A 20,351-nucleotide genomic window follows, 5' to 3' on the forward strand; every position below is an offset into this window, starting at 1 on the left:
CTTCACTCCCGATGGTCGTGGGTCTGGGTGATACGGCCCTGTTCCACGTGGAACAGAGCGACTGGCGTTTCCGTCTGCCAGCCTTCCCTCAATAATTCGTGATCTACACAGGTGATGAACACCTGGCAGCGTAAGTCTTCCAGCAAGCGGCACAGCGCGCGACGGTGGCTCTCGTCCAGCTCGGACGGCAAGTCATCCACCAGATAAATACACTGGCCGCGTCGGGCCTGGCTCACCAGATGCCCCTGGGCAATTCGCAAGGCACAGACCACCAGTTTCTGCTGACCCCGGGACAAGATGTCCGCGGCATTGTGTGCACCCAATCTAAGACGCAAATCAGCTCGCTGCGGTCCGGCCTGGGTATGACCCATTTGCTGGTCCCGTTGCACGGAGCCAGCCAGTACGGCACTCAATTCCCGGTCCTTGTCCCAGCCTCGGTAATAGCTGAGCGTCAAACCTTCAAGCTCAACCAGTTCGCTCAAGGTTTGTTCAAAGACTGGTTTCAAGGCTTTGATGTAAGCGCGGCGGTATTCATCGATTTCAGCGCTGGCCTGGCACAGTTCCCTGTCCCAAACCGCTTGCGAAACGGCGTCAAGTGTACCATGCCGCAGCCAGGAGTTTCTCTGGCGCAAGGCCTTCTGCAAACGCTGCCAGGTCGACATGAAACGCGGTTCGACGTGGAACACACCCCAATCGAGAAACTGCCGGCGAATCTTCGGCGCACCTTCGAGCAGGCGAAAGCTGTCGGGGTTGATCAGCTGCAACGGCAGGATTTCTGCCAGTTGCGCGGCGCTGCGGGCGTTCTGCCCGTCGATGCGGATCTGGAACTCTCCCTGACGGTCGCGAGATATCCCCAACGCACTGTGGCCACCCTCGGCCAATTCGACCTGACCGAATACGGTGCAGGCGAGTTGTTCGTACTGGATGACCGGCAACAGCCGCGTGCTACGAAACGAACGGGCAAGCCCCAGCAGATGAATGGCTTCCAGAACACTGGTTTTGCCGCTGCCGTTGGCGCCGTAAAGGATGTTGATGCGGGGGGAGGGGGAGAAGGTCACCGGGTGCAGATTGCGCACCGCGGTGACCGAAACACGACTTAAGGACATCCAGGATCAGCTGATTACAGACGCATCGGCATGACAACATAAGCCGAGTCGTCATTGTCGGACTCTTGCACCAGCGCACTGCTGTTGGAGTCGGACAGGATCAGGCGAACCTGCTCGGTGGTCATCACGCCCAGCACGTCGAGCAAATAGCTCACGTTGAAGCCGATTTCCAGCGAGCCGCCGTTGTATTCAACGCCCACTTCTTCTTCCGCTTCTTCCTGCTCCGGGTTGTTGGCCTGGATCTTCAACTGACCGTTGGCCAGTTGCAGACGGATGCCGCGGTACTTCTCGTTGGACAGGATCGCGGTACGGCTGAACGCTTCACGCAGGGCCTGACGATCGCCCAGTACCAGCTTGTCGCCGCCCTTCGGCAGAACGCGCTCGTAGTCCGGGAATTTGCCGTCGACCAGCTTCGAGGTGAAGGTGAATTCGCCGGTGGTGGCGCGGATGTGGTGCTGACCCAGAACGATGCTGACGTTGCCATCCGGCTCGGTGAGCAGACGCGCTAGTTCCAGAATACCCTTGCGCGGCACGATCACCTGATGGCGATCCGGCTGACCGATATCGGCCTGCATCGAGCACATCGCCAGACGGTGACCGTCGGTGGCCACGGCGCGGATCACACCGGCCGAAACTTCCAGCAGCATACCGTTGAGGTAGTAGCGCACGTCCTGCTGGGCCATGGCGAAGCTGGTGCGTTCGATCAGACGACGCAGTTTGCTCTGCTCCAGGCTGCAGGTCAGCGAACCCGGGCCTTCTTCAACCGTCGGGAAATCGTTGGCCGGCAGGGTCGACAGGGTGAAACGGCTACGGCCGGCCTTCACGACCAGCTTCTGCTCGTCGACCTTGATGTCGATCAGCGCGTCGTTGGGCAGGCTCTTGCAGATGTCCATCAGCTTGCGCGCAGGCACGGTGATGGAGCCGGTTTCGGCCGGCTCTTCGAGTTGCACGCGACCCACCAGCTCGACTTCCAGATCGGTACCGGTCAGCGACAGTTGCTGGCCATCGACGACCAACAGCACGTTGGACAGTACCGGCAAGGTCTGTCGGCGCTCGACGACGCCTGCGACCAGTTGCAGGGGTTTCAACAGGGCTTCGCGTTGAATGGTGAAATGCATGGTCTAGTCCCTTGCCTTAATAAGCTGCGCTGGTGTTCATCAAGTGGTCAGTGTACGCAGCAGGTTCTTGTAGTCCTCGCGGATGTCCGCGTCGGATTCCTTAAGTTCGTTGATCTTGCGGCAGGCGTGCAACACCGTCGTGTGGTCGCGACCACCAAACACATCGCCGATTTCCGGCAGGCTGTGGTTGGTCAGTTCCTTGGACAATGCCATGGCCACCTGACGCGGACGAGCCACCGAGCGCGAACGGCGCTTGGACAGCAGGTCGGAAATCTTGATCTTGTAGTACTCGGCGACAGTGCGCTGAATGTTATCCACAGAGACCAGTTTGTCCTGCAGTGCCAACAAGTCCTTCAGGGATTCGCGAATCAACTCGATGGTGATATCGCGGCCCATGAAGTGCGAGTGGGCGATCACGCGTTTCAGCGCTCCTTCCAGCTCGCGGACGTTGGAACGAATTCGCTGGGCAATGAAGAACGCCGCGTCGTGCGGCAACTCGACTTTGGCCTGGTCGGCCTTCTTCATCAAGATCGCCACGCGGGTTTCCAGTTCCGGCGGCTCGACGGCAACCGTCAGGCCCCAGCCGAAACGCGATTTGAGGCGCTCTTCAAGGCCTTCGATTTCTTTCGGGTAGCGGTCACTGGTGAGAATGACCTGCTGGCCACCTTCAAGCAGGGCGTTGAAGGTGTGGAAAAACTCTTCCTGGGAACGCTCTTTACGGGCGAAGAACTGAATATCGTCGATCAGCAACGCGTCCACCGAACGGTAGAAACGCTTGAACTCGTTGATCGCGTTCAGTTGCAGCGCCTTGACCATGTCAGCCACGAAGCGCTCGGAATGCAGGTACACGACCTTGGCATTCGGGTTCTTCTTTAATAGATGGTTACCCACCGCGTGCATCAAGTGGGTTTTACCCAAGCCGACGCCGCCATAAAGGAACAACGGGTTGTAGCCGTGCTTCGGGTTATCCGCTACTTGCCAGGCCGCCGCACGGGCGAGCTGGTTGGACTTGCCTTCGACGAAGTTCTCGAAGGTAAAGGTGCGGTTCAGGTAGCTGGTGTGTTTGAGCGCGCCTTCGACCTGCACAGTGCGCTGTTCGGCGCGAACCGGGGCCTGTTGCGACGCCGCACCGGCCATCGGATCAAAGCTGTCGCGGGACGGCTCTTCACTGACTTCCTCGGTTTTCTGCGTCGAGCGCTTGGCCGGGGTTGCGCTCGGCGCTGGCGTTGGCGGGCTGGCCGGCGCGGCATTGGCCTGAGCTTGCGCCGCAGCCAACGGTGCATTCGGCGCGGCACGCGGTGCAGAACTGCGTTTGCTGCCTATTAATAAGGAAAGCGCTGGCGCCATGCCGTTGCCGTGCTCATCCAGCAGTTCAAGGACGCGACCGAGGTACTTTTCGTTGACCCAGTCCAGCACAAAACGGTTCGGTGCGTAGACGCGCAACTCGTCGCCTTCGGCTTCGACCTGTAGTGGACGGATCCAGGTGTTGAATTGTTGGGCAGGCAGCTCCTCGCGCAAAAGCTCCACGCACTGCTGCCAAAGTTCCACTGACACGGATATCCCCTAAGTTGAAAGCCGGTGAGGCAAAAACAAGCGGCCATTGTAACGGCGAGCCGTCCACTTATCCACATGCAGGTTGTGTGGTGACCATGATTAATCAATGCGTTAACCGGTAAAAAGGCGACCAACGGTGTGTGAATAAGCTCTGTGGATAACCGCCTCTGAGGGCACTGGACAACTGGGGGTGGAACTCGGTGGATAACCTGCCTGTGGATAACTGACGGTTCCACACACAGGTTATCCGACAGCGCAGCACAGGCTGACCACGGTTTTCCACTGTAGTTGTCATTCTCTGTACATCAAGCCAGACAAGGGCTGAACGTGGTTATCCACAGAAGACTGTCGCCCTAGCTTTTATAAGCTTTACAGAAAAGCTTTAAATAATTCCCTTCTTTATTTTTATGTTTGGCAGACAAGGTCTTGGTTCTGGATGCTCCAGATATCTATTTATAAGGAAACGTTGGTTGGAAATTGACCTGAAGGCTTGCTTTCTCTAGAATCCCCGGTCTCTTAAAACGGGGGCCATTCCGGCCCGTTGTGGACGAACCAGGTAACACGACATGAAACGTACTTTCCAACCAAGCACTATCAAACGCGCTCGTACCCACGGTTTCCGTGCTCGCATGGCTACCAAGAACGGTCGTGCCGTCCTGTCGCGTCGCCGCGCCAAAGGTCGTGCGCGTCTGGCAGTTTGATAATCCGGCACTGGAGGTGAGTCAGGACTTCAGTCGGGAAAAGCGTCTGCTTACCCCCCGGCATTTCAAGGCAGTCTTTGACTCCCCTACCGGCAAGGTTCCGGGGAAAAATCTCCTGCTCCTTGCGCGCAACAACGATCTCGATCACCCCCGTCTAGGGCTGGTTATCGGGAAAAAGAGCGTAAAGCTCTCCGTTGAGCGCAATCGCCTCAAACGTCTGATGCGCGAATCGTTCCGTCTGCACCAGGACTCACTGGTCGGCTGGGACATCGTTATCGTCGCGCGTAAAGGTTTGGGCGATGTAGAAAACCCCGAATTGATTCAGCATTTCGGCAAACTCTGGAAACGCCTGGCCCGTAACAAGCCAGTTCCAGCAGTCAACACCGAAACTGTAGGGGTAGACAGTCCAGATGCGTAAACTGGCCCTCGTTCCGATCCAGTTTTATCGCTATGCCATTAGTCCCCTGATGGCTGATCACTGTCGTTTCTACCCCAGTTGTTCCTGCTACGCGTTAGAAGCCATCGAAAATCATGGCCTTCTGCGCGGTGGCTGGCTGACCTTTCGTCGTTTAGGTCGCTGTCATCCGTGGAATCCCGGTGGTTATGACCCGGTTCCACCTATCCCTACCTCCCGTTCTTCTTCGATGGCCGAGTAATCATGGATATCAAACGCACGATCCTGATCGTCGCCCTGGCAATCGTGTCCTACGTTATGGTTCTTAAATGGAACCAGGACTATGGCCAGGCTGCCCTGCCGACTCAGAATGTTGCTTCCAGTACGACTGCATCCGGTTTGCCGGACACCGTTCCTGGCAATAACGCTTCCGCCAGTGACGATATTCCGCGTGCCGCAAGCGATACCAGCGCGCCTGTGGAAACTCCGGTCGCTGCCAGCAAGGATCTGATCCAGGTCAAAACCGACGTGCTCGATCTGGCGATCGATCCACAGGGCGGTGACGTTGCTCAACTGACTTTGCCACTGTATCCACGTCGTCAGGACCGTCCTGATGTGCCGTTTCAGCTGTTCGACAACGGCGGCGAGCGTACTTATCTGGCACAAAGCGGCCTGATCGGCACCAACGGTCCGGACGCAAGCCCGGCCGGTCGTCCGGTTTACTCCTCGGAGAAGAAAAGTTATCAACTGGCTGACGGTCAGGACCAACTGGTCGTCGACCTGAAGTTCAGCAAGGACGGCGTCAACTACATCAAGCGTTTCACTCTGAAACGCGGCCTGTATGACGTGACCGTCAGCTACATTGTGGATAACCAGAGCGCTCAGCCTTGGTCCGGTTCGATGTTCGCCCAGCTGAAGCGCGACGCCAGTGCCGACCCTTCGTCGACCACTGCCACCGGTACCGCGACTTACCTGGGCGCCGCCCTGTGGACAAGTTCCGAGCCGTACAAGAAAGTGTCCATGAAAGACATGGACAAAGGTCAGCTCAAGGAAACCGTCACCGGTGGCTGGGTAGCCTGGCTGCAACACTACTTCGTGACTGCATGGGTTGCGCCGAAGGGCGAAAACAACATCGTTCAGACGCGTAAAGACAGCAAGGGCAACTACATCATCGGTTACACCGGTCCTTCGCTGACCGCTGCACCGGGTGCCAAAGTTGAAACCAGCGCCATTCTGTACGCCGGTCCGAAAAGCCAGGCCGTACTGAAAGAGTTGTCCCCAGGTCTGGAACTGACTGTCGACTACGGCATTCTGTGGTTCATCGCTCAGCCGATCTTCTGGTTGCTGCAACACATCCACGCGATCGTGGGTAACTGGGGCTGGTCGATCATCTTCCTGACCATGCTGATCAAGGGCATCTTCTTCCCGCTGTCGGCTGCCAGCTACAAATCCATGGCGCGCATGCGTGCCGTGGCGCCGAAACTGGCTGCACTGAAAGAGCAACATGGCGATGACCGGCAGAAAATGTCGCAAGCCATGATGGAGCTGTACAAGAAAGAGAAGATCAATCCGCTGGGCGGCTGCTTGCCGATCCTCGTGCAGATGCCGGTTTTCCTTTCGCTGTACTGGGTTCTGCTGGAAAGCGTGGAAATGCGCCAGGCGCCGTTCATGCTGTGGATCACCGACCTGTCGATCAAGGATCCGTTCTTCATCCTGCCGATCATCATGGGCGCGACCATGTTCATCCAGCAGCGTCTGAACCCGACTCCGCCGGATCCGATGCAGGCGAAGGTCATGAAAATGATGCCAATCATCTTCACCTTCTTCTTCCTGTGGTTCCCTGCTGGTCTGGTGCTGTACTGGGTTGTGAACAACTGCCTGTCGATTGCCCAACAGTGGTACATCACGCGTAAGATCGAAGCGGCGACGAAAAAAGCCGAGGCGTAACTTACTCTGTGGATAACACCACTCAAAACGCCCCCTAGTGGGGCGTTTTGCTATCTGCCACTTTTGTCTGGATTCCGGTTTATGAGCGCACCTCGTGAAACCATCGCCGCCGTCGCCACCGCTCAAGGTCGTGGCGGTGTCGGCATCGTCCGTATTTCCGGGCCGTTGGCCAGTGTTGCGGCCAAAGCCATCAGCGGCCGCGAACTGAAACCGCGTTACGCGCATTACGGGCCATTTTTCAGTGATGACCGGCAGGTGCTGGACGAAGGTCTGGCGCTGTATTTCCCGGGACCCAACTCGTTCACCGGCGAAGACGTGCTGGAGTTGCAGGGGCACGGTGGCCCGATCGTTCTCGACATGTTGCTCAAGCGTTGCCTGGAACTGGGTTGCCGTTTGGCTCGTCCGGGTGAATTCAGCGAGCGCGCGTTCCTCAACGACAAACTCGACCTGGCTCAGGCCGAGGCCATTGCCGACCTGATCGAAGCCAGTTCTGCACAGGCTGCACGCAATGCCTTGCGCTCCCTGCAGGGGGCGTTTTCCCAGCGTGTGCATAACCTCACCGAACAACTGATCGGCCTGCGCATCTACGTCGAAGCCGCCATCGACTTCCCGGAAGAGGAAATCGACTTCCTCGCCGATGGCCACGTGCTGAGCATGCTCGACAAGGTGCGTGAAGAGTTATCCACTGTGCTGCGTGAAGCCGGGCAGGGCGCGTTGTTGCGTGATGGCATGACGGTGGTGATCGCCGGTCGTCCGAATGCCGGCAAGTCCAGTCTGTTGAATGCCCTGGCCGGCCGCGAAGCCGCAATTGTGACGGAGATTGCCGGCACCACCCGCGATATCTTGCGCGAACATATCCACATCGACGGCATGCCGTTGCACGTGGTGGACACCGCCGGTCTGCGCGATACCGATGATCAGGTAGAAAAAATCGGCGTCGAGCGTGCGTTGAAGGCGATCACTGAAGCGGATCGGGTGCTGCTGGTAGTCGATGCCACCGCGCCGGAAGCTGCAGATCCGTTTGCCCTGTGGCCGGAATTCCTCGAAACCCGGCCGGATCCGGCCAAGGTCACCTTGATCCGCAACAAGGCTGACCTGACGGGTGAAGCAATCGCTCTGGAAGTCAGCGACGATGGCCATGTGACCCTCAGCCTGAGCGCTAAATCTGCCGGCGAAGGTCTGGAATTGCTGCGCGAACACCTCAAGGCCTGCATGGGCTACGAGCAAACCTCGGAAAGCAGCTTCAGTGCCCGTCGCCGGCATCTGGAAGCTCTGCGCCACGCCAGTGCAGCGCTGGAACATGGTCGTACACAGCTGACCTTGGCCGGTGCCGGTGAGCTACTGGCCGAAGATTTGCGCCAGGCGCAGCACTCTCTGGGCGAAATCACCGGGGCATTCAGCTCCGATGACCTGCTTGGGCGGATCTTCTCCAGCTTCTGCATCGGCAAATAACCCTTCTGCTGTTCACAGACAGGCCCGTTCGCGGCCTGTCTGCACTCCTCATTTCTCAATTCCATTCTCCAGTGCCGGGCAGATTCTCTCGCCCTGAGCGGATTTCCGCTGCCCGCCAATCACTCATTCAGCTGATTTCTGTGGATTAAGCCCTGTGAATAACTGCCAATGAGGTCAGTTGATAACAGGGCCTCAAAACTGGATATAACTGCCTCTGTGGATAACCACCCCATTCATCCACAGGCTTAAACCGGTTATCCAAGGGCCTCATTGGCACCTGATAACAGGGTTTTGAAACTCTGTACACATTGAATAATAAGGCCTGTAGCAATCTATCCACAGAAAGGACGGTCAGTAAGAATAAACATAAAAACAAAGGTTTTATAAATTTCTCTCTTTTTTATTCTTTTAACTTCGAGTTCTCCACAGCTGGTTAAATTTTGTGCAAAGGGTTCTTTAGGAAGGGCGAAGTCCCTATACTTGTCGACCAGGTCCAGAAACCTGATCTCAAACTATTCCTGAATTACCTACTTAAGCAGGCACGAGGTGCGTGGTGGATTTCCCTTCCCGTTTTGAAGTGATCGTCATCGGCGGCGGTCATGCCGGTACCGAGGCAGCACTTGCCTCAGCACGTATGGGGGCAAAAACCCTGTTGCTGACGCATAACGTGGAAACCCTCGGTGCCATGAGCTGCAACCCGGCCATCGGCGGCATTGGCAAAAGCCATCTGGTCAAGGAAATCGACGCCCTCGGCGGCGCGATGGCCATGGCTACCGATCTGGGTGGCATCCAGTTTCGCGTGTTGAACAGCCGCAAAGGTCCGGCCGTACGGGCGACCCGTGCGCAAGCCGACCGGATTCTGTACAAGGCCGCTGTCCGCGAAATCCTCGAAAACCAGCCGAACCTGTGGATATTTCAACAGGCCGCTGACGACCTGATCGTCGAGCAAGAGCAGGTACGCGGTGTTGTCACCCAAATGGGTCTGCGTTTCTTCGCCGATTCCGTGGTGTTGACCACCGGTACCTTCCTCGGTGGACTTATCCACATCGGTTTGCAGAATTTCTCCGGCGGTCGCGCCGGTGATCCGCCGTCGATTGCCCTCGCGCATCGTCTGCGTGAACTGCCGCTGCGTGTCGGTCGCCTGAAAACCGGTACCCCACCACGCATTGATGGCAAGTCTGTGGATTTCTCGGTCATGACCGAGCAACCGGGCGATACGCCGATCCCGGTCATGTCGTTCATGGGCAACAAGGAACAACATCCGCGCCAGGTCAGTTGCTGGATTACCCACACCAACGCCCGTACCCACGAAATCATCGCGGCGAACCTCGATCGTTCGCCGATGTATTCCGCTGCCGGCGAAATCGAGGGCATCGGTCCACGGTACTGCCCGTCGATCGAAGACAAGATCCATCGCTTTGCCGACAAGGAAAGCCATCAGGTGTTCATCGAGCCGGAAGGCCTGACCACCCATGAGCTGTACCCGAACGGGATATCCACAAGCTTGCCGTTCGACGTGCAATTGCAGATCGTGCAATCGATCCGCGGTATGGAAAACGCGCACATCGTGCGTCCGGGTTATGCGATCGAGTACGACTACTTCGATCCGCGCGACCTGAAGTACAGCCTGGAAACCAAAGTCATCGGCGGTCTGTTCTTCGCTGGCCAGATCAACGGCACCACCGGTTACGAAGAGGCCGGTGCGCAAGGTTTGCTCGCCGGGGCCAACGCCGCGTTGCGTGCCAAGGGCAAAGAAGCCTGGTGTCCGCGTCGCGATGAGGCGTACATCGGCGTGCTGGTCGACGACCTGATCACCCTCGGTACCCAAGAGCCGTACCGCATGTTCACTTCCCGTGCCGAGTACCGCCTGATCCTGCGCGAGGACAACGCCGACCTGCGTCTGACCGAAAAAGGTCGCGAGCTGGGTCTGGTCGATGACGCGCGCTGGGCGGCTTTCTGCAAGAAACGCGAAAGCATCGAACTCGAAGAGCAGCGCCTGAAAAGCACCTGGGTTCGCCCTGGCACGCAGCAGGGCGATGCCATTGCGGAAAAATTCGGTACGCCGCTGACTCACGAATACAACTTGCTCAATCTCTTGAGTCGTCCGGAAATCGACTACGCTGGTCTGGTCGAAGTGACCGGGCAGGGCGCCGAAGATCCACAGGTTGCCGAACAGGTCGAGATCAAGACCAAGTACGCCGGTTACATCGACCGTCAACAGGACGAAATCGCCCGTCTGCGCGCCAGTGAAGACACGAAACTGCCTGTGGATATCGATTACACCAACATTTCCGGTCTCTCCAAGGAGATCCAGAGCAAGCTCGGTGCGACGCGTCCGGAGACGCTCGGCCAGGCTTCGCGGATCCCGGGTGTGACCCCGGCAGCGATTTCGCTGTTGATGATTCATTTGAAAAAACGCGGCGCGGGCCGTCAGTTGGAGCAAAGCGCTTGAGTTCTAAGGTCACTTCGCAACACGCCGAAGAGTTATCCACAGGAGCCCGCGAGCTCGGTGTCAATCTCAGCGCAGCCCAGCACGAATTGCTGCTGGGTTACCTGGCCCTGTTGATCAAATGGAACCAGGCGTACAACCTGACCGCCGTACGCGATCCCGACGAAATGGTTTCGCGGCACCTGCTCGACAGCCTGAGCGTGATGTCGTTTATCGAAAACGGTCGCTGGCTCGACGTCGGCAGCGGCGGCGGCATGCCCGGCATCCCGTTGGCGATCCTGTATCCGGACTCGCAAGTGACCTGTCTGGACAGCAACGGCAAGAAAACCCGCTTCCTGACTCAGGTCAAACTCGAACTCAAACTGGATAACCTGCAAGTTATCCACAGTCGCGTCGAAGCCTTCCAGCCTGCCCAGCCATTCAACGGGATCATTTCCCGGGCGTTCAGCAGCATGGAGAACTTCACCAACTGGACTCGCCACCTCGGCGATGCCGACACGCGCTGGCTGGCAATGAAGGGCGTCCATCCGGCCGATGAGCTGGTAGCATTGCCGGCAGACTTCAAACTCGATAGCGAACACGCCTTGGCCGTACCCGGTTGCCAAGGCCAACGCCATCTGCTGATACTGCGCCGCACGGCATGATTGGGAACACAAGCAAGAATGGCTAAGGTATTCGCGATAGCGAACCAGAAGGGTGGTGTGGGCAAGACCACCACCTGCATCAACCTCGCAGCATCCCTGGTCGCGACCAAGCGCCGGGTGCTGTTGATCGATCTCGATCCACAGGGCAACGCCACCATGGGTAGCGGTGTGGATAAACATGGCCTGGAAAACTCGGTCTACGACCTGCTGATCGGCGAATGCGATCTGGCCCAGGCCATGCACTACTCCGAGCACGGCGGTTATCAACTGCTGCCGGCCAACCGCGACCTGACCGCGGCTGAAGTGGTTCTGCTGGAAATGCAGATGAAGGAAAGCCGTCTGCGCAGTGCGCTGGCGCCGATCCGTGAAAACTACGATTACATTTTGATCGACTGCCCGCCGTCGCTGTCGATGCTCACCCTGAACGCACTGGTTGCCGCCGATGGGGTGATTATCCCCATGCAGTGCGAATACTTTGCGCTTGAGGGTTTGAGCGACCTTGTGGATAACATCAAGCGCATCGCCGAACTGCTGAATCCGAACCTGAAAGTCGAGGGTTTGCTGCGCACCATGTACGACCCGCGCCTGAGCCTGATGAACGACGTCTCGGCGCAGCTCAAGGAACACTTTGGCGAACAACTGTACGACACGGTGATCCCGCGCAACATCCGGCTGGCCGAAGCACCGAGCTACGGTATGCCCGCACTGGCCTACGACAAGCAATCGCGCGGCGCTCTGGCCTACCTGGCCCTGGCCGGCGAGATGGTTCGCCGTCAGCGCAAAAATTCACGCATCGCCGCTGCCCAGCCAACTTAAGGAATCCCCATGGCCGTCAAGAAACGAGGTCTCGGACGTGGACTGGATGCACTGCTGAGTGGTCCGACCGTCAGCGCGCTGGAAGAACAGGCGGCGCAGGCCGATACCCGTGAACTGCAACACCTGCCGCTGGATCTGCTGCAGCGTGGCAAATACCAGCCGCGCCGCGACATGGATCCACAGGCGCTGGAAGAGCTGGCGCAGTCGATCAAGTCACAAGGCGTGATGCAGCCGATCGTGGTGCGCCCGATTGGCGGTGGCCGTTTTGAGATCATCGCCGGTGAACGCCGCTGGCGCGCCAGCCAGCAGGCCGGGCAGGAAACCATCCCGGCAATGGTCCGTGATGTGCCGGATGAAACCGCGATCGCCATTGCGCTGATCGAGAACATCCAGCGTGAAGACCTCAACCCGATCGAGGAAGCGGTCGCCTTGCAGCGCCTGCAGCAGGAATTCCAGCTCACTCAACAACAGGTTGCCGAGGCTGTGGGTAAGTCTCGCGTGACTGTGGCTAACCTGTTGCGGCTTATTGCACTGCCGGAAGTCATCAAGACCATGCTGTCCCACGGTGACCTGGAAATGGGTCATGCCCGGGCTTTGCTCGGTCTGCCGGACAATCAGCAGGTGGAAGGGGCGCGACATGTTGTCGCACGCGGCCTGACTGTGCGCCAGACTGAAGCACTGGTTCGCCAGTGGTTGAGTGGTAAACCGGAGCCTGTGGAAGCGGCCAAACCCGACCCGGATATCGCCCGGCTCGAACAGCGTCTGGCCGAGCGCCTAGGCTCTGCGGTGCAGATTCGCCACGGGAAGAAGGGAAAAGGTCAGTTGGTGATCGGTTACAACTCCCTCGATGAGCTTCAAGGTGTGCTCGCACACATCCGCTGAAACATTTCCTCATGTAGCGCGCAGTCGGAAATCACTACCTGACAGTTGAATAGGGGCAGAACCGCCCCTATACTCTGCGCGCATTTTGTCGGCACAAATTATGCCAAGTTATTGAATTTTGGCAGCCGACCATTGGAGAGCAATCGTGATGGAAACCCGCAAGCCAAACCGCCTGCCGTTCCATCGCCTGGCGGTTTTTCCGGTGTTGATGGCTCAATTTGTCATTTTGCTCATTGCCGCTTTGGCGCTCTGGCAATGGCACGGAGTCGTTGCCGGATACTCGGGACTTTGCGGAGGCCTGATAGCCTTGCTGCCCAATGTTTATTTCGCTCACAAGGCATTTCGGTTTTCCGGCGCCCGAGCAGCCCAGTCCATCGTCCGGTCATTTTATGCCGGCGAGGCAGGCAAACTGATTTTGACGGCAGTGCTGTTTGCACTGGTGTTTGCAGGTGTGAAGCCATTGGCGCCGATCGCAGTATTCGGCGCTTTCGTGCTGACTCAGTCGGTCAGCTGGTTCGCTCCCCTGCTGATGAGAACAAGACTTTCGAGACCTTAGGGCGTTTGAGGCAACCATGGCAGAAACAACCGCTTCGGGCTATATCCAGCACCACTTGCAGAACCTGACCTTCGGTCAGCTACCTAACGGCGGCTGGGGCTTTGCCCACACCGCAGCAGAAGCCAAGGAAATGGGCTTCTGGGCTTTCCACGTCGATACCCTCGGCTGGTCGGTCGCGCTGGGTCTGATCTTCGTTCTTCTTTTCCGCATGGCGGCAAAGAAAGCGACTTCGGGTCAGCCAGGTGCTTTGCAGAACTTCGTTGAAGTATTGGTCGAATTCGTCGATGGCAGCGTGAAAGACAGCTTCCATGGCCGTAGCCCGGTGATCGCACCGCTGGCACTGACCATCTTCGTCTGGGTGTTCCTGATGAACGCCGTCGACCTGGTACCGGTCGACTGGATTCCTCAGCTGGCCATCCTGATCACCGGCGACCACCACATCCCGTTCCGCGCCGTGTCGACGACCGACCCGAACGCGACCCTGGGCATGGCGTTCTCGGTTTTCGCACTGATCATTTTCTATAGCATCAAGGTCAAGGGCATCGGCGGCTTCATCGGCGAACTGACCCTGCACCCGTTCGGCAGCAAGAACATCTTCGTTCAGGCCCTGCTGATCCCGGTGAACTTCCTGCTGGAATTCGTGACCCTGATCGCCAAACCGATCTCTCTGGCTCTGCGTCTGTTCGGCAACATGTATGCCGGCGAGCTGGTGTTCATTCTGATCGCTGTGATGTTCGGCAGCGGCCTGCTCTGGCTGAGCGGCCTGGGCGTTGTTCTGCAGTGGGCGTGGGCGGTGTTCCACATCCTGATCATCACCCTGCAGGCGTTCATCTTCATGATGCTGACCATCGTCTACCTGTCGATGGCGCACGAAGAAAACCATTAAGAGCAGCCTCGGCTGATCTGATGTCCCTCCCGGTCAAACGGGAGGGGGCTCTTAAACGGGCCTCTGAAACGATTTGTTTTACCGCTTTAATCTAAAAAACCTAAACCATACGACGTAAAAGTCGGGAGGAAAGATGGAAACTGTAGTTGGTCTAACCGCTATCGCTGTTGCACTGTTGATCGGCCTGGGCGCACTGGGTACCGCAATTGGTTTCGGCCTGCTGGGCGGCAAGTTCCTGGAAGGCGCAGCGCGTCAGCCAGAAATGGTTCCAATGCTGCAAGTTAAAATGTTCATCGTTGCCGGTCTGCTCGACGCCGTAACCATGATCGGTGTTGGTATCGCTCTGTTCTTCACCTTTGCGAACCCGTTCGTTGGTCAGATCGCTGGCTAATTACCCGGATTCTTCCGAGTAATTTGGTGTGATGGACAACGTAACTGCGAGGTGTTGGCGTGAACATTAATGCGACCCTGATTGGCCAGTCCGTTGCGTTCCTGATTTTTGTACTGTTCTGCATGAAGTATGTATGGCCTCCGGTCATCGCTGCTCTGCACGAACGTCAAAAGAAGATCGCTGATGGTCTGGACGCTGCCAGCCGAGCAGCTCGCGACCTGGAGTTGGCCCAAGAGAAAGCGGGTCAGCAACTGCGCGAAGCGAAAGCTCAGGCAGCTGAAATCATCGAGCAAGCCAAGAAACGCGGTAACCAGATTGTCGAAGAGGCTGTTGAAAAAGCCCGTGTCGACGCTGACCGTGTGAAGGTTCAGGCTCAAGCCGAGATCGAACAGGAACTGAACAGTGTCAAAGACAAGCTGCGCGCCCAAGTGGGCTTGCTGGCTGTCGGCGGCGCCGAGAAGATCCTGGGTGCCACAATCGATCAAAACGCGCACGCAGAGCTGGTTAACCAACTGGCTGCTGAAATCTAAGCGAGGGCGATCATGGCAGAACTGACCACGTTGGCCCGACCTTACGCTAAGGCGGCCTTCGAGCACGCTCAGGCCCACCAGCAACTGGCCAATTGGTCAGCCATGCTCGGCCTGGCAGCAGCGGTGTCGCAAGACGACACCATGCAGCGCGTGCTCAAGGCCCCGCGACTGACGAGCGCAGAAAAGGCCGCCACGTTCATTGACGTGTGCGGCGACAAGTTCGATGCCAAGGCACAGAATTTCATCAATGTCGTTGCCGAAAACGACCGTCTCCCGCTTCTGCCGGAGATCGCCGCTCTGTTCGACCTGTACAAGGCCGAACAAGAGAAATCGGTAGACGTTGAAGTGACCAGTGCTTTTGCATTGAACCAAGAACAGCAAGACAAACTCGCCAAGGTTCTCAGTGCACGACTCAACCGGGAAGTGCGCCTGCAAGTCGAGGAAGACAAATCCCTTATTGGGGGTGTTGTCATCCGCGCCGGCGACCTGGTTATCGATGGCTCGATTCGCGGCAAAATCGCGAAACTTGCCGAAGCATTGAAATCTTGAGTTTGAAGGGGCAGCAGAGCAATGCAGCAACTCAATCCTTCCGAAATAAGTGAAATTATCAAGGGCCGCATCGAAAAGCTCGATGTGACCTCCCAAGCCCGTAACGAAGGCACTGTCGTCAGCGTATCTGACGGCATCGTGCGGATTCACGGTCTGGCCGACGTCATGTACGGCGAGATGATCGAGTTTCCGGGCGGCGTCTACGGTATGGCCCTCAACCTGGAGCAAGACTCCGTAGGTGCCGTTGTACTGGGCGCATACACCAGTCTGGCTGAAGGCATGAGCGCCAAGTGCACTGGCCGCATCCTCGAAGTTCCGGTTGGTAAGGAACTGCTGGGTCGCGTAGTCGACGCACTGGGTAACCCTGTTGACGGCAAAGGTCCACTGGGCAACACCGAGACCGACGCGGTCGAGAAAGTTGCACCGGGCGTGATCTGGCGTAAGTCGGTAGACCAGCCTGTACAGACTGGCTACAAGGCTGTCGATGCCATGATCCCTGTCGGCCGTGGCCAGCGTGAGCTGATCATCGGTGACCGTCAGATCGGTAAAACCGCTCTGGCGATCGACGCGATCATCAACCAGAAAGACAGCGGCATTTTCTGCGTCTACGTGGCAATTGGTCAGAAGCAATCGACCATCGCCAACGTGGTTCGCAAGCTGGAAGAAAACGGTGCACTGGCTAACACCATCATCGTTGCAGCGAGCGCTTCGGAATCTGCAGCACTGCAATTCCTGGCTCCGTACTCCGGTTGCACCATGGGTGAATTCTTCCGCGACCGCGGTGAAGACGCGCTGATCGTTTATGACGATCTGTCCAAGCAGGCAGTGGCTTACCGCCAGATTTCCCTGCTGCTGCGCCGTCCACCAGGCCGTGAAGCTTACCCAGGCGACGTGTTCTATCTCCACTCCCGTCTGCTGGAGCGCGCATCCCGCGTTTCGGAAGAGTACGTAGAGAAGTTCACCAACGGCGCAGTGACCGGCAAAACCGGTTCCCTGACCGCACTGCCGATCATCGAAACCCAAGCTGGCGACGTTTCCGCGTTCGTTCCGACCAACGTGATTTCCATCACCGACGGTCAGATCTTCCTGGAATCGGCCATGTTCAACTCGGGCATCCGCCCTGCAGTGAACGCCGGTGTTTCGGTATCCCGTGTGGGTGGTGCCGCGCAGACCAAGATCATCAAGAAGCTGTCCGGTGGTATCCGTACCGCTCTGGCTCAGTACCGTGAACTGGCGGCATTCGCCCAGTTCGCTTCTGACCTGGACGAAGCGACCCGTAAGCAACTTGAGCATGGTCAGCGCGTTACCGAGCTGATGAAGCAGAAGCAATACGCGCCAATGTCGATCGCCGACATGTCGCTGTCGCTGTATGCCGCTGAGCGTGGGTTCCTGACTGACATTGAAATCGCCAAGATCGGCAGCTTCGAGCAAGCGCTGATTGCTTACTTCAACCGCGATCACGCCGATTTGATGGCCAAGATCAACGTTAAAGGTGACTTCAATGACGAAATCGACGCTGGCCTCAAAGCCGGTATCGAGAAGTTCAAGGCCACCCAAACCTGGTAAGCCGCAGCGGGAGCCGCAAGGCTCCCGCTTGCTAACCTGATAGGTGTTACATGGCAGGCGCAAAAGAGATTCGCAGTAAGATTGCGAGCATCAAAAGCACGCAAAAAATTACCAGCGCCATGGAAAAAGTGGCGGTCAGCAAAATGCGCAAGGCACAAATGCGCATGGCTGCTAGCCGTCCTTATGCGGAGCGTATCCGCCAGGTAATTGGGCATCTGGCCAACGCCAACCCGGAATACCGCCACCCGTTCATGATCGACCGCGAAGTAAAGCGTGCCGGTTATGTCGTAGTGAGCAGTGACCGTGGTCTGTGCGGCGGCTTGAACACCAACCTGTTCAAGGCCCTGGTCAAGGACATGGCGGTAAACCGCGAAAACGGCGTCGAGATTGATCTGTGTGTAGTGGGTAGCAAGGGTGCGGCCTTTTTCCGCAACTTCGGCGGTAACGTCGTTGCAGCTATCAGCCACCTGGGTGAAGAGCCGTCGATCAATGATCTGATCGGCAGCGTCAAGGTGATGCTGGATGCCTACCTGGACGGCCGTATTGACCGCCTGTCCGTGGTATCCAACAAGTTCATCAACACCATGACGCAACAGCCTACCGTGGAGCAGTTGATTCCACTGGTGGCGACCCCGGATCAAGAACTCAAGCACCACTGGGACTACCTCTACGAACCAGACGCCAAAGAGCTGCTTGACGGCTTGATGGTGCGCTACGTGGAGTCGCAGGTGTACCAGGCGGTGGTCGAGAACAACGCGGCCGAACAAGCTGCGCGGATGATCGCGATGAAGAACGCTACCGACAACGCCGGTGATTTGATCAGCGATTTGCAGCTGATCTACAACAAGGCGCGTCAGGCTGCGATCACCCAAGAGATCTCGGAAATCGTCGGCGGCGCTGCCGCGGTTTAACGGTTCAAATATTCAGAGGATCCAGCTATGAGTAGCGGACGTATCGTTCAAATCATCGGCGCCGTTATCGACGTGGAATTTCCACGCGACAGCGTACCGAGCATCTACGACGCCTTGAAGGTTCAAGGCGCCGAAACCACTCTGGAAGTTCAGCAGCAGCTGGGCGACGGCGTGGTACGTACCATTGCGATGGGCTCGACCGAAGGCTTGAAGCGCGGTCTGGGCGTCAACAACACTGGCGCAGCCATCTCCGTACCGGTCGGTAAAGCGACTCTGGGCCGGATCATGGACGTACTGGGCAACCCGATCGACGAAGCTGGCCCGATCGGCGAAGAAGAGCGCTGGGGTATCCACCGCGCCGCTCCTTCCTTCGCTGAACAAGCTGGTGGCAACGAGCTGCTGGAAACCGGCATCAAGGTTATCGACCTGGTTTGCCCGTTCGCCAAGGGCGGTAAAGTCGGTCTGTTCGGTGGTGCCGGTGTAGGCAAAACCGTAAACATGATGGAACTGATCCGTAACATCGCCATCGAGCACAGCGGTTATTCCGTGTTCGCCGGTGTGGGTGAGCGTACTCGTGAGGGTAACGACTTCTACCACGAGATGAAGGACTCCAACGTTCTGGACAAAGTGGCACTGGTTTACGGTCAGATGAACGAGCCGCCGGGAAACCGTCTGCGCGTAGCACTGACCGGCCTGACCATGGCCGAGAAGTTCCGTGACGAAGGTAACGACGTTCTGTTGTTCGTCGACAACATCTACCGTTACACCCTGGCCGGTACCGAAGTATCCGCACTGCTGGGCCGTATGCCTTCGGCAGTAGGTTATCAGCCGACTCTGGCTGAAGAGATGGGCGTGCTGCAAGAGCGCATCACTTCGACCAAGCAAGGTTCGATTACTTCGATCCAGGCGGTATACGTACCTGCGGACGACTTGACTGACCCGTCGCCAGCTACCACCTTCGCCCACTTGGACGCCACCGTCGTTCTGTCCCGTGACATCGCTTCCCTGGGTATCTACCCGGCGGTAGACCCACTGGACTCGACTTCGCGTCAGCTGGATCCGAACGTGATCGGCAACGAGCACTACGAAACCGCTCGCGGTGTTCAGTACGTGCTGCAGCGCTACAAAGAGCTGAAGGACATCATTGCGATCCTGGGTATGGACGAGCTGTCGGAAGCCGACAAGCAGTTGGTAAACCGTGCTCGTAAGATCCAGCGCTTCTTGTCGCAGCCGTTCTTCGTGGCTGAAGTCTTCACCGGTGCTTCGGGTAAATACGTTTCCCTGAAAGACACCATTGCTGGCTTCAAAGGCATCCTCAACGGTGACTACGACCACCTGCCAGAACAAGCGTTCTACATGGTTGGCGGCATCGAAGAAGCGATCGAGAAAGCCAAGAAACTGTAATCCCGGCGCCCGGCAACGGGCGCTAATTTAGGTTGAGGCAATCAGATGGCTATGACAGTCCATTGCGATATCGTCAGCGCGGAAGGGGAAATCTTTTCCGGCCTGGTCGAGATGGTGATTGCGCACGGTGCACTGGGTGATCTTGGTATCGCTCTGGGTCACGCGCCGCTGATCACTAATCTGAAGCCAGGTCCGATCCGCCTGATCAAGCAAGGCGGGGAAACCGAGGTGTTCTACATCTCCGGTGGTTTCCTCGAGGTTCAGCCGAACATGGTCAAGGTTCTTGCCGACACTGTGCAACGTGCCGCCGACCTGGATGAAGCTCAGGCTCAAGCAGCCCTCAAGGCTGCCGAAGCTGCTCTGCACGAGAAGAGCGCAGATTTCGATTACGGAGCTGCGTCCGCACGTCTGGCCGAGGCTGCAGCTCAGCTGCGCACCGTCCAGCAGATCCGCAAGAAGTTTGGCGGTTAATCCGTCAGCCACTTGTTGTGCGAT

At 57.6% G+C, this 20,351-nt stretch carries 21 protein-coding genes; 18 read left to right on the forward strand and 3 right to left on the reverse strand.

Annotated features, from left to right (window positions below; genetic code table 11):
* Positions 1-2: 2 nt before the first annotated feature.
* The 3 genes from recF to dnaA are packed head-to-tail and all read right to left on the reverse strand — an operon-like array spanning position 3 to position 3,778.
* The gene (recF, locus tag LCH64_RS15920; protein WP_103522166.1) at positions 3-1,106 is read right to left on the reverse strand and encodes a DNA replication/repair protein RecF; all 1,104 of its coding nucleotides are present in this window, start codon (positions 1,104-1,106) and stop codon (positions 3-5) included.
* Between the two features lie 14 nt (positions 1,107-1,120).
* Entirely contained in the window at positions 1,121-2,224 is a 1,104-nt protein-coding gene (gene dnaN, locus LCH64_RS15925; RefSeq protein ID WP_003220202.1) for a DNA polymerase III subunit beta, read from the reverse strand.
* Positions 2,225-2,263: 39 nt separating this feature from the next.
* Positions 2,264-3,778, reverse strand: a complete 1,515-nt coding sequence (dnaA, locus tag LCH64_RS15930; RefSeq protein WP_226500714.1) for a chromosomal replication initiator protein DnaA — start codon at positions 3,776-3,778, stop codon at positions 2,264-2,266.
* A 566-nt stretch (positions 3,779-4,344) separates the two neighbouring features.
* Between dnaA and rpmH the strand changes: the two genes are divergently transcribed.
* The 18 genes from rpmH (at position 4,345) to LCH64_RS16020 (ending at position 20,327) form a co-directional block, all read left to right on the forward strand.
* The gene (gene rpmH / locus LCH64_RS15935; protein ID WP_003213577.1) at positions 4,345-4,479 is read left to right on the forward strand and encodes a 50S ribosomal protein L34; all 135 of its coding nucleotides are present in this window, start codon (positions 4,345-4,347) and stop codon (positions 4,477-4,479) included.
* Between the two features lie 16 nt (positions 4,480-4,495).
* Positions 4,496-4,897, forward strand: a complete 402-nt coding sequence (gene rnpA, locus LCH64_RS15940) for a ribonuclease P protein component (protein WP_045122860.1) — start codon at positions 4,496-4,498, stop codon at positions 4,895-4,897.
* Positions 4,890-5,135 carry a membrane protein insertion efficiency factor YidD gene (gene yidD / locus LCH64_RS15945; protein WP_010565858.1) on the forward strand — a complete coding sequence of 82 codons (246 nt, stop codon included), beginning with the start codon at positions 4,890-4,892 and terminating at the stop codon, positions 5,133-5,135. Before rnpA ends, yidD begins: the two co-directional genes overlap by 8 nt.
* 2 nt (positions 5,136-5,137) lie before the next feature.
* Positions 5,138-6,820, forward strand: coding sequence for a membrane protein insertase YidC (yidC, locus tag LCH64_RS15950; protein WP_201136175.1), 1,683 nt, complete (start codon positions 5,138-5,140; stop codon positions 6,818-6,820).
* An 81-nt stretch (positions 6,821-6,901) separates the two neighbouring features.
* The gene (mnmE, locus tag LCH64_RS15955) at positions 6,902-8,272 is read left to right on the forward strand and encodes a tRNA uridine-5-carboxymethylaminomethyl(34) synthesis GTPase MnmE (protein WP_226500715.1); all 1,371 of its coding nucleotides are present in this window, start codon (positions 6,902-6,904) and stop codon (positions 8,270-8,272) included.
* A gap of 553 nt (positions 8,273-8,825) precedes the next feature.
* The gene (mnmG, locus tag LCH64_RS15960) at positions 8,826-10,724 is read left to right on the forward strand and encodes a tRNA uridine-5-carboxymethylaminomethyl(34) synthesis enzyme MnmG (RefSeq protein WP_103484003.1); all 1,899 of its coding nucleotides are present in this window, start codon (positions 8,826-8,828) and stop codon (positions 10,722-10,724) included.
* A complete protein-coding gene (rsmG, locus tag LCH64_RS15965; protein WP_003229789.1) occupies positions 10,721-11,365 on the forward strand; it encodes a 16S rRNA (guanine(527)-N(7))-methyltransferase RsmG in 645 nt (214 codons plus the stop codon). The genes mnmG and rsmG overlap by 4 nt, the downstream gene beginning before the upstream one ends.
* A gap of 18 nt (positions 11,366-11,383) precedes the next feature.
* A complete protein-coding gene (locus LCH64_RS15970) occupies positions 11,384-12,181 on the forward strand; it encodes a ParA family protein (RefSeq protein WP_003229787.1) in 798 nt (265 codons plus the stop codon).
* A 9-nt stretch (positions 12,182-12,190) separates the two neighbouring features.
* Complete coding sequence (locus tag LCH64_RS15975) at positions 12,191-13,063, forward strand: ParB/RepB/Spo0J family partition protein (protein ID WP_003229785.1); 873 nt, start codon at positions 12,191-12,193, stop codon at positions 13,061-13,063.
* 148 nt (positions 13,064-13,211) lie between these two features.
* On the forward strand, positions 13,212-13,619 hold the full coding sequence (locus LCH64_RS15980; protein ID WP_003229783.1) for a F0F1 ATP synthase subunit I: 408 nt from the start codon (positions 13,212-13,214) through the stop codon (positions 13,617-13,619).
* A 16-nt stretch (positions 13,620-13,635) separates the two neighbouring features.
* Positions 13,636-14,505: a F0F1 ATP synthase subunit A gene (gene atpB, locus LCH64_RS15985; protein WP_003229782.1), complete on the forward strand. Its 870-nt coding sequence runs from the start codon at positions 13,636-13,638 to the stop codon at positions 14,503-14,505.
* Positions 14,506-14,638: 133 nt separating this feature from the next.
* Positions 14,639-14,896: a F0F1 ATP synthase subunit C gene (gene atpE / locus LCH64_RS15990; RefSeq protein WP_003097235.1), complete on the forward strand. Its 258-nt coding sequence runs from the start codon at positions 14,639-14,641 to the stop codon at positions 14,894-14,896.
* A 59-nt stretch (positions 14,897-14,955) separates the two neighbouring features.
* Positions 14,956-15,426, forward strand: a complete 471-nt coding sequence (locus tag LCH64_RS15995) for a F0F1 ATP synthase subunit B (protein WP_003229781.1) — start codon at positions 14,956-14,958, stop codon at positions 15,424-15,426.
* Between the two features lie 12 nt (positions 15,427-15,438).
* Complete coding sequence (locus LCH64_RS16000; protein ID WP_003229779.1) at positions 15,439-15,975, forward strand: F0F1 ATP synthase subunit delta; 537 nt, start codon at positions 15,439-15,441, stop codon at positions 15,973-15,975.
* Positions 15,976-15,996: 21 nt separating this feature from the next.
* Positions 15,997-17,541, forward strand: a complete 1,545-nt coding sequence (gene atpA, locus LCH64_RS16005) for a F0F1 ATP synthase subunit alpha (protein WP_003229777.1) — start codon at positions 15,997-15,999, stop codon at positions 17,539-17,541.
* 50 nt (positions 17,542-17,591) lie between these two features.
* Positions 17,592-18,452, forward strand: coding sequence for a F0F1 ATP synthase subunit gamma (atpG, locus tag LCH64_RS16010; protein ID WP_003229775.1), 861 nt, complete (start codon positions 17,592-17,594; stop codon positions 18,450-18,452).
* Positions 18,453-18,479: 27 nt separating this feature from the next.
* The gene (gene atpD, locus LCH64_RS16015) at positions 18,480-19,856 is read left to right on the forward strand and encodes a F0F1 ATP synthase subunit beta (protein ID WP_003229774.1); all 1,377 of its coding nucleotides are present in this window, start codon (positions 18,480-18,482) and stop codon (positions 19,854-19,856) included.
* Positions 19,857-19,901: 45 nt separating this feature from the next.
* Complete coding sequence (locus tag LCH64_RS16020) at positions 19,902-20,327, forward strand: F0F1 ATP synthase subunit epsilon (protein WP_003229772.1); 426 nt, start codon at positions 19,902-19,904, stop codon at positions 20,325-20,327.
* Positions 20,328-20,351 lie beyond the last annotated feature (24 nt).

This window comes from Pseudomonas sp. MWU16-30322, assembly GCF_020515535.1.
Lineage (GTDB): Bacteria > Pseudomonadota > Gammaproteobacteria > Pseudomonadales > Pseudomonadaceae > Aquipseudomonas > Aquipseudomonas fluorescens_H.

Excerpts from the sequence above, each read along its gene's own strand:
- recF (WP_103522166.1), bottom strand. The coding sequence starts at position 1,106 with ATGTCCTTAAGTCGTGTTTCGGTCACCGCGGTGCGCAATCTGCACCCG.
- dnaN (WP_003220202.1), bottom strand. The coding sequence starts at position 2,224 with ATGCATTTCACCATTCAACGCGAAGCCCTGTTGAAACCCCTGCAACTG.
- rpmH (WP_003213577.1), top strand. The coding sequence starts at position 4,345 with ATGAAACGTACTTTCCAACCAAGCACTATCAAACGCGCTCGTACCCAC.
- yidD (WP_010565858.1), top strand. The coding sequence starts at position 4,890 with ATGCGTAAACTGGCCCTCGTTCCGATCCAGTTTTATCGCTATGCCATT.
- yidC (WP_201136175.1), top strand. The coding sequence starts at position 5,138 with ATGGATATCAAACGCACGATCCTGATCGTCGCCCTGGCAATCGTGTCC.
- mnmE (WP_226500715.1), top strand. The coding sequence starts at position 6,902 with ATGAGCGCACCTCGTGAAACCATCGCCGCCGTCGCCACCGCTCAAGGT.
- LCH64_RS15970 (WP_003229787.1), top strand. The coding sequence starts at position 11,384 with ATGGCTAAGGTATTCGCGATAGCGAACCAGAAGGGTGGTGTGGGCAAG.
- LCH64_RS15975 (WP_003229785.1), top strand. The coding sequence starts at position 12,191 with ATGGCCGTCAAGAAACGAGGTCTCGGACGTGGACTGGATGCACTGCTG.
- LCH64_RS15980 (WP_003229783.1), top strand. The coding sequence starts at position 13,212 with ATGGAAACCCGCAAGCCAAACCGCCTGCCGTTCCATCGCCTGGCGGTT.
- atpB (WP_003229782.1), top strand. The coding sequence starts at position 13,636 with ATGGCAGAAACAACCGCTTCGGGCTATATCCAGCACCACTTGCAGAAC.
- atpE (WP_003097235.1), top strand. The coding sequence starts at position 14,639 with ATGGAAACTGTAGTTGGTCTAACCGCTATCGCTGTTGCACTGTTGATC.
- LCH64_RS16000 (WP_003229779.1), top strand. The coding sequence starts at position 15,439 with ATGGCAGAACTGACCACGTTGGCCCGACCTTACGCTAAGGCGGCCTTC.
- atpA (WP_003229777.1), top strand. The coding sequence starts at position 15,997 with ATGCAGCAACTCAATCCTTCCGAAATAAGTGAAATTATCAAGGGCCGC.
- atpG (WP_003229775.1), top strand. The coding sequence starts at position 17,592 with ATGGCAGGCGCAAAAGAGATTCGCAGTAAGATTGCGAGCATCAAAAGC.
- atpD (WP_003229774.1), top strand. The coding sequence starts at position 18,480 with ATGAGTAGCGGACGTATCGTTCAAATCATCGGCGCCGTTATCGACGTG.
- LCH64_RS16020 (WP_003229772.1), top strand. The coding sequence starts at position 19,902 with ATGGCTATGACAGTCCATTGCGATATCGTCAGCGCGGAAGGGGAAATC.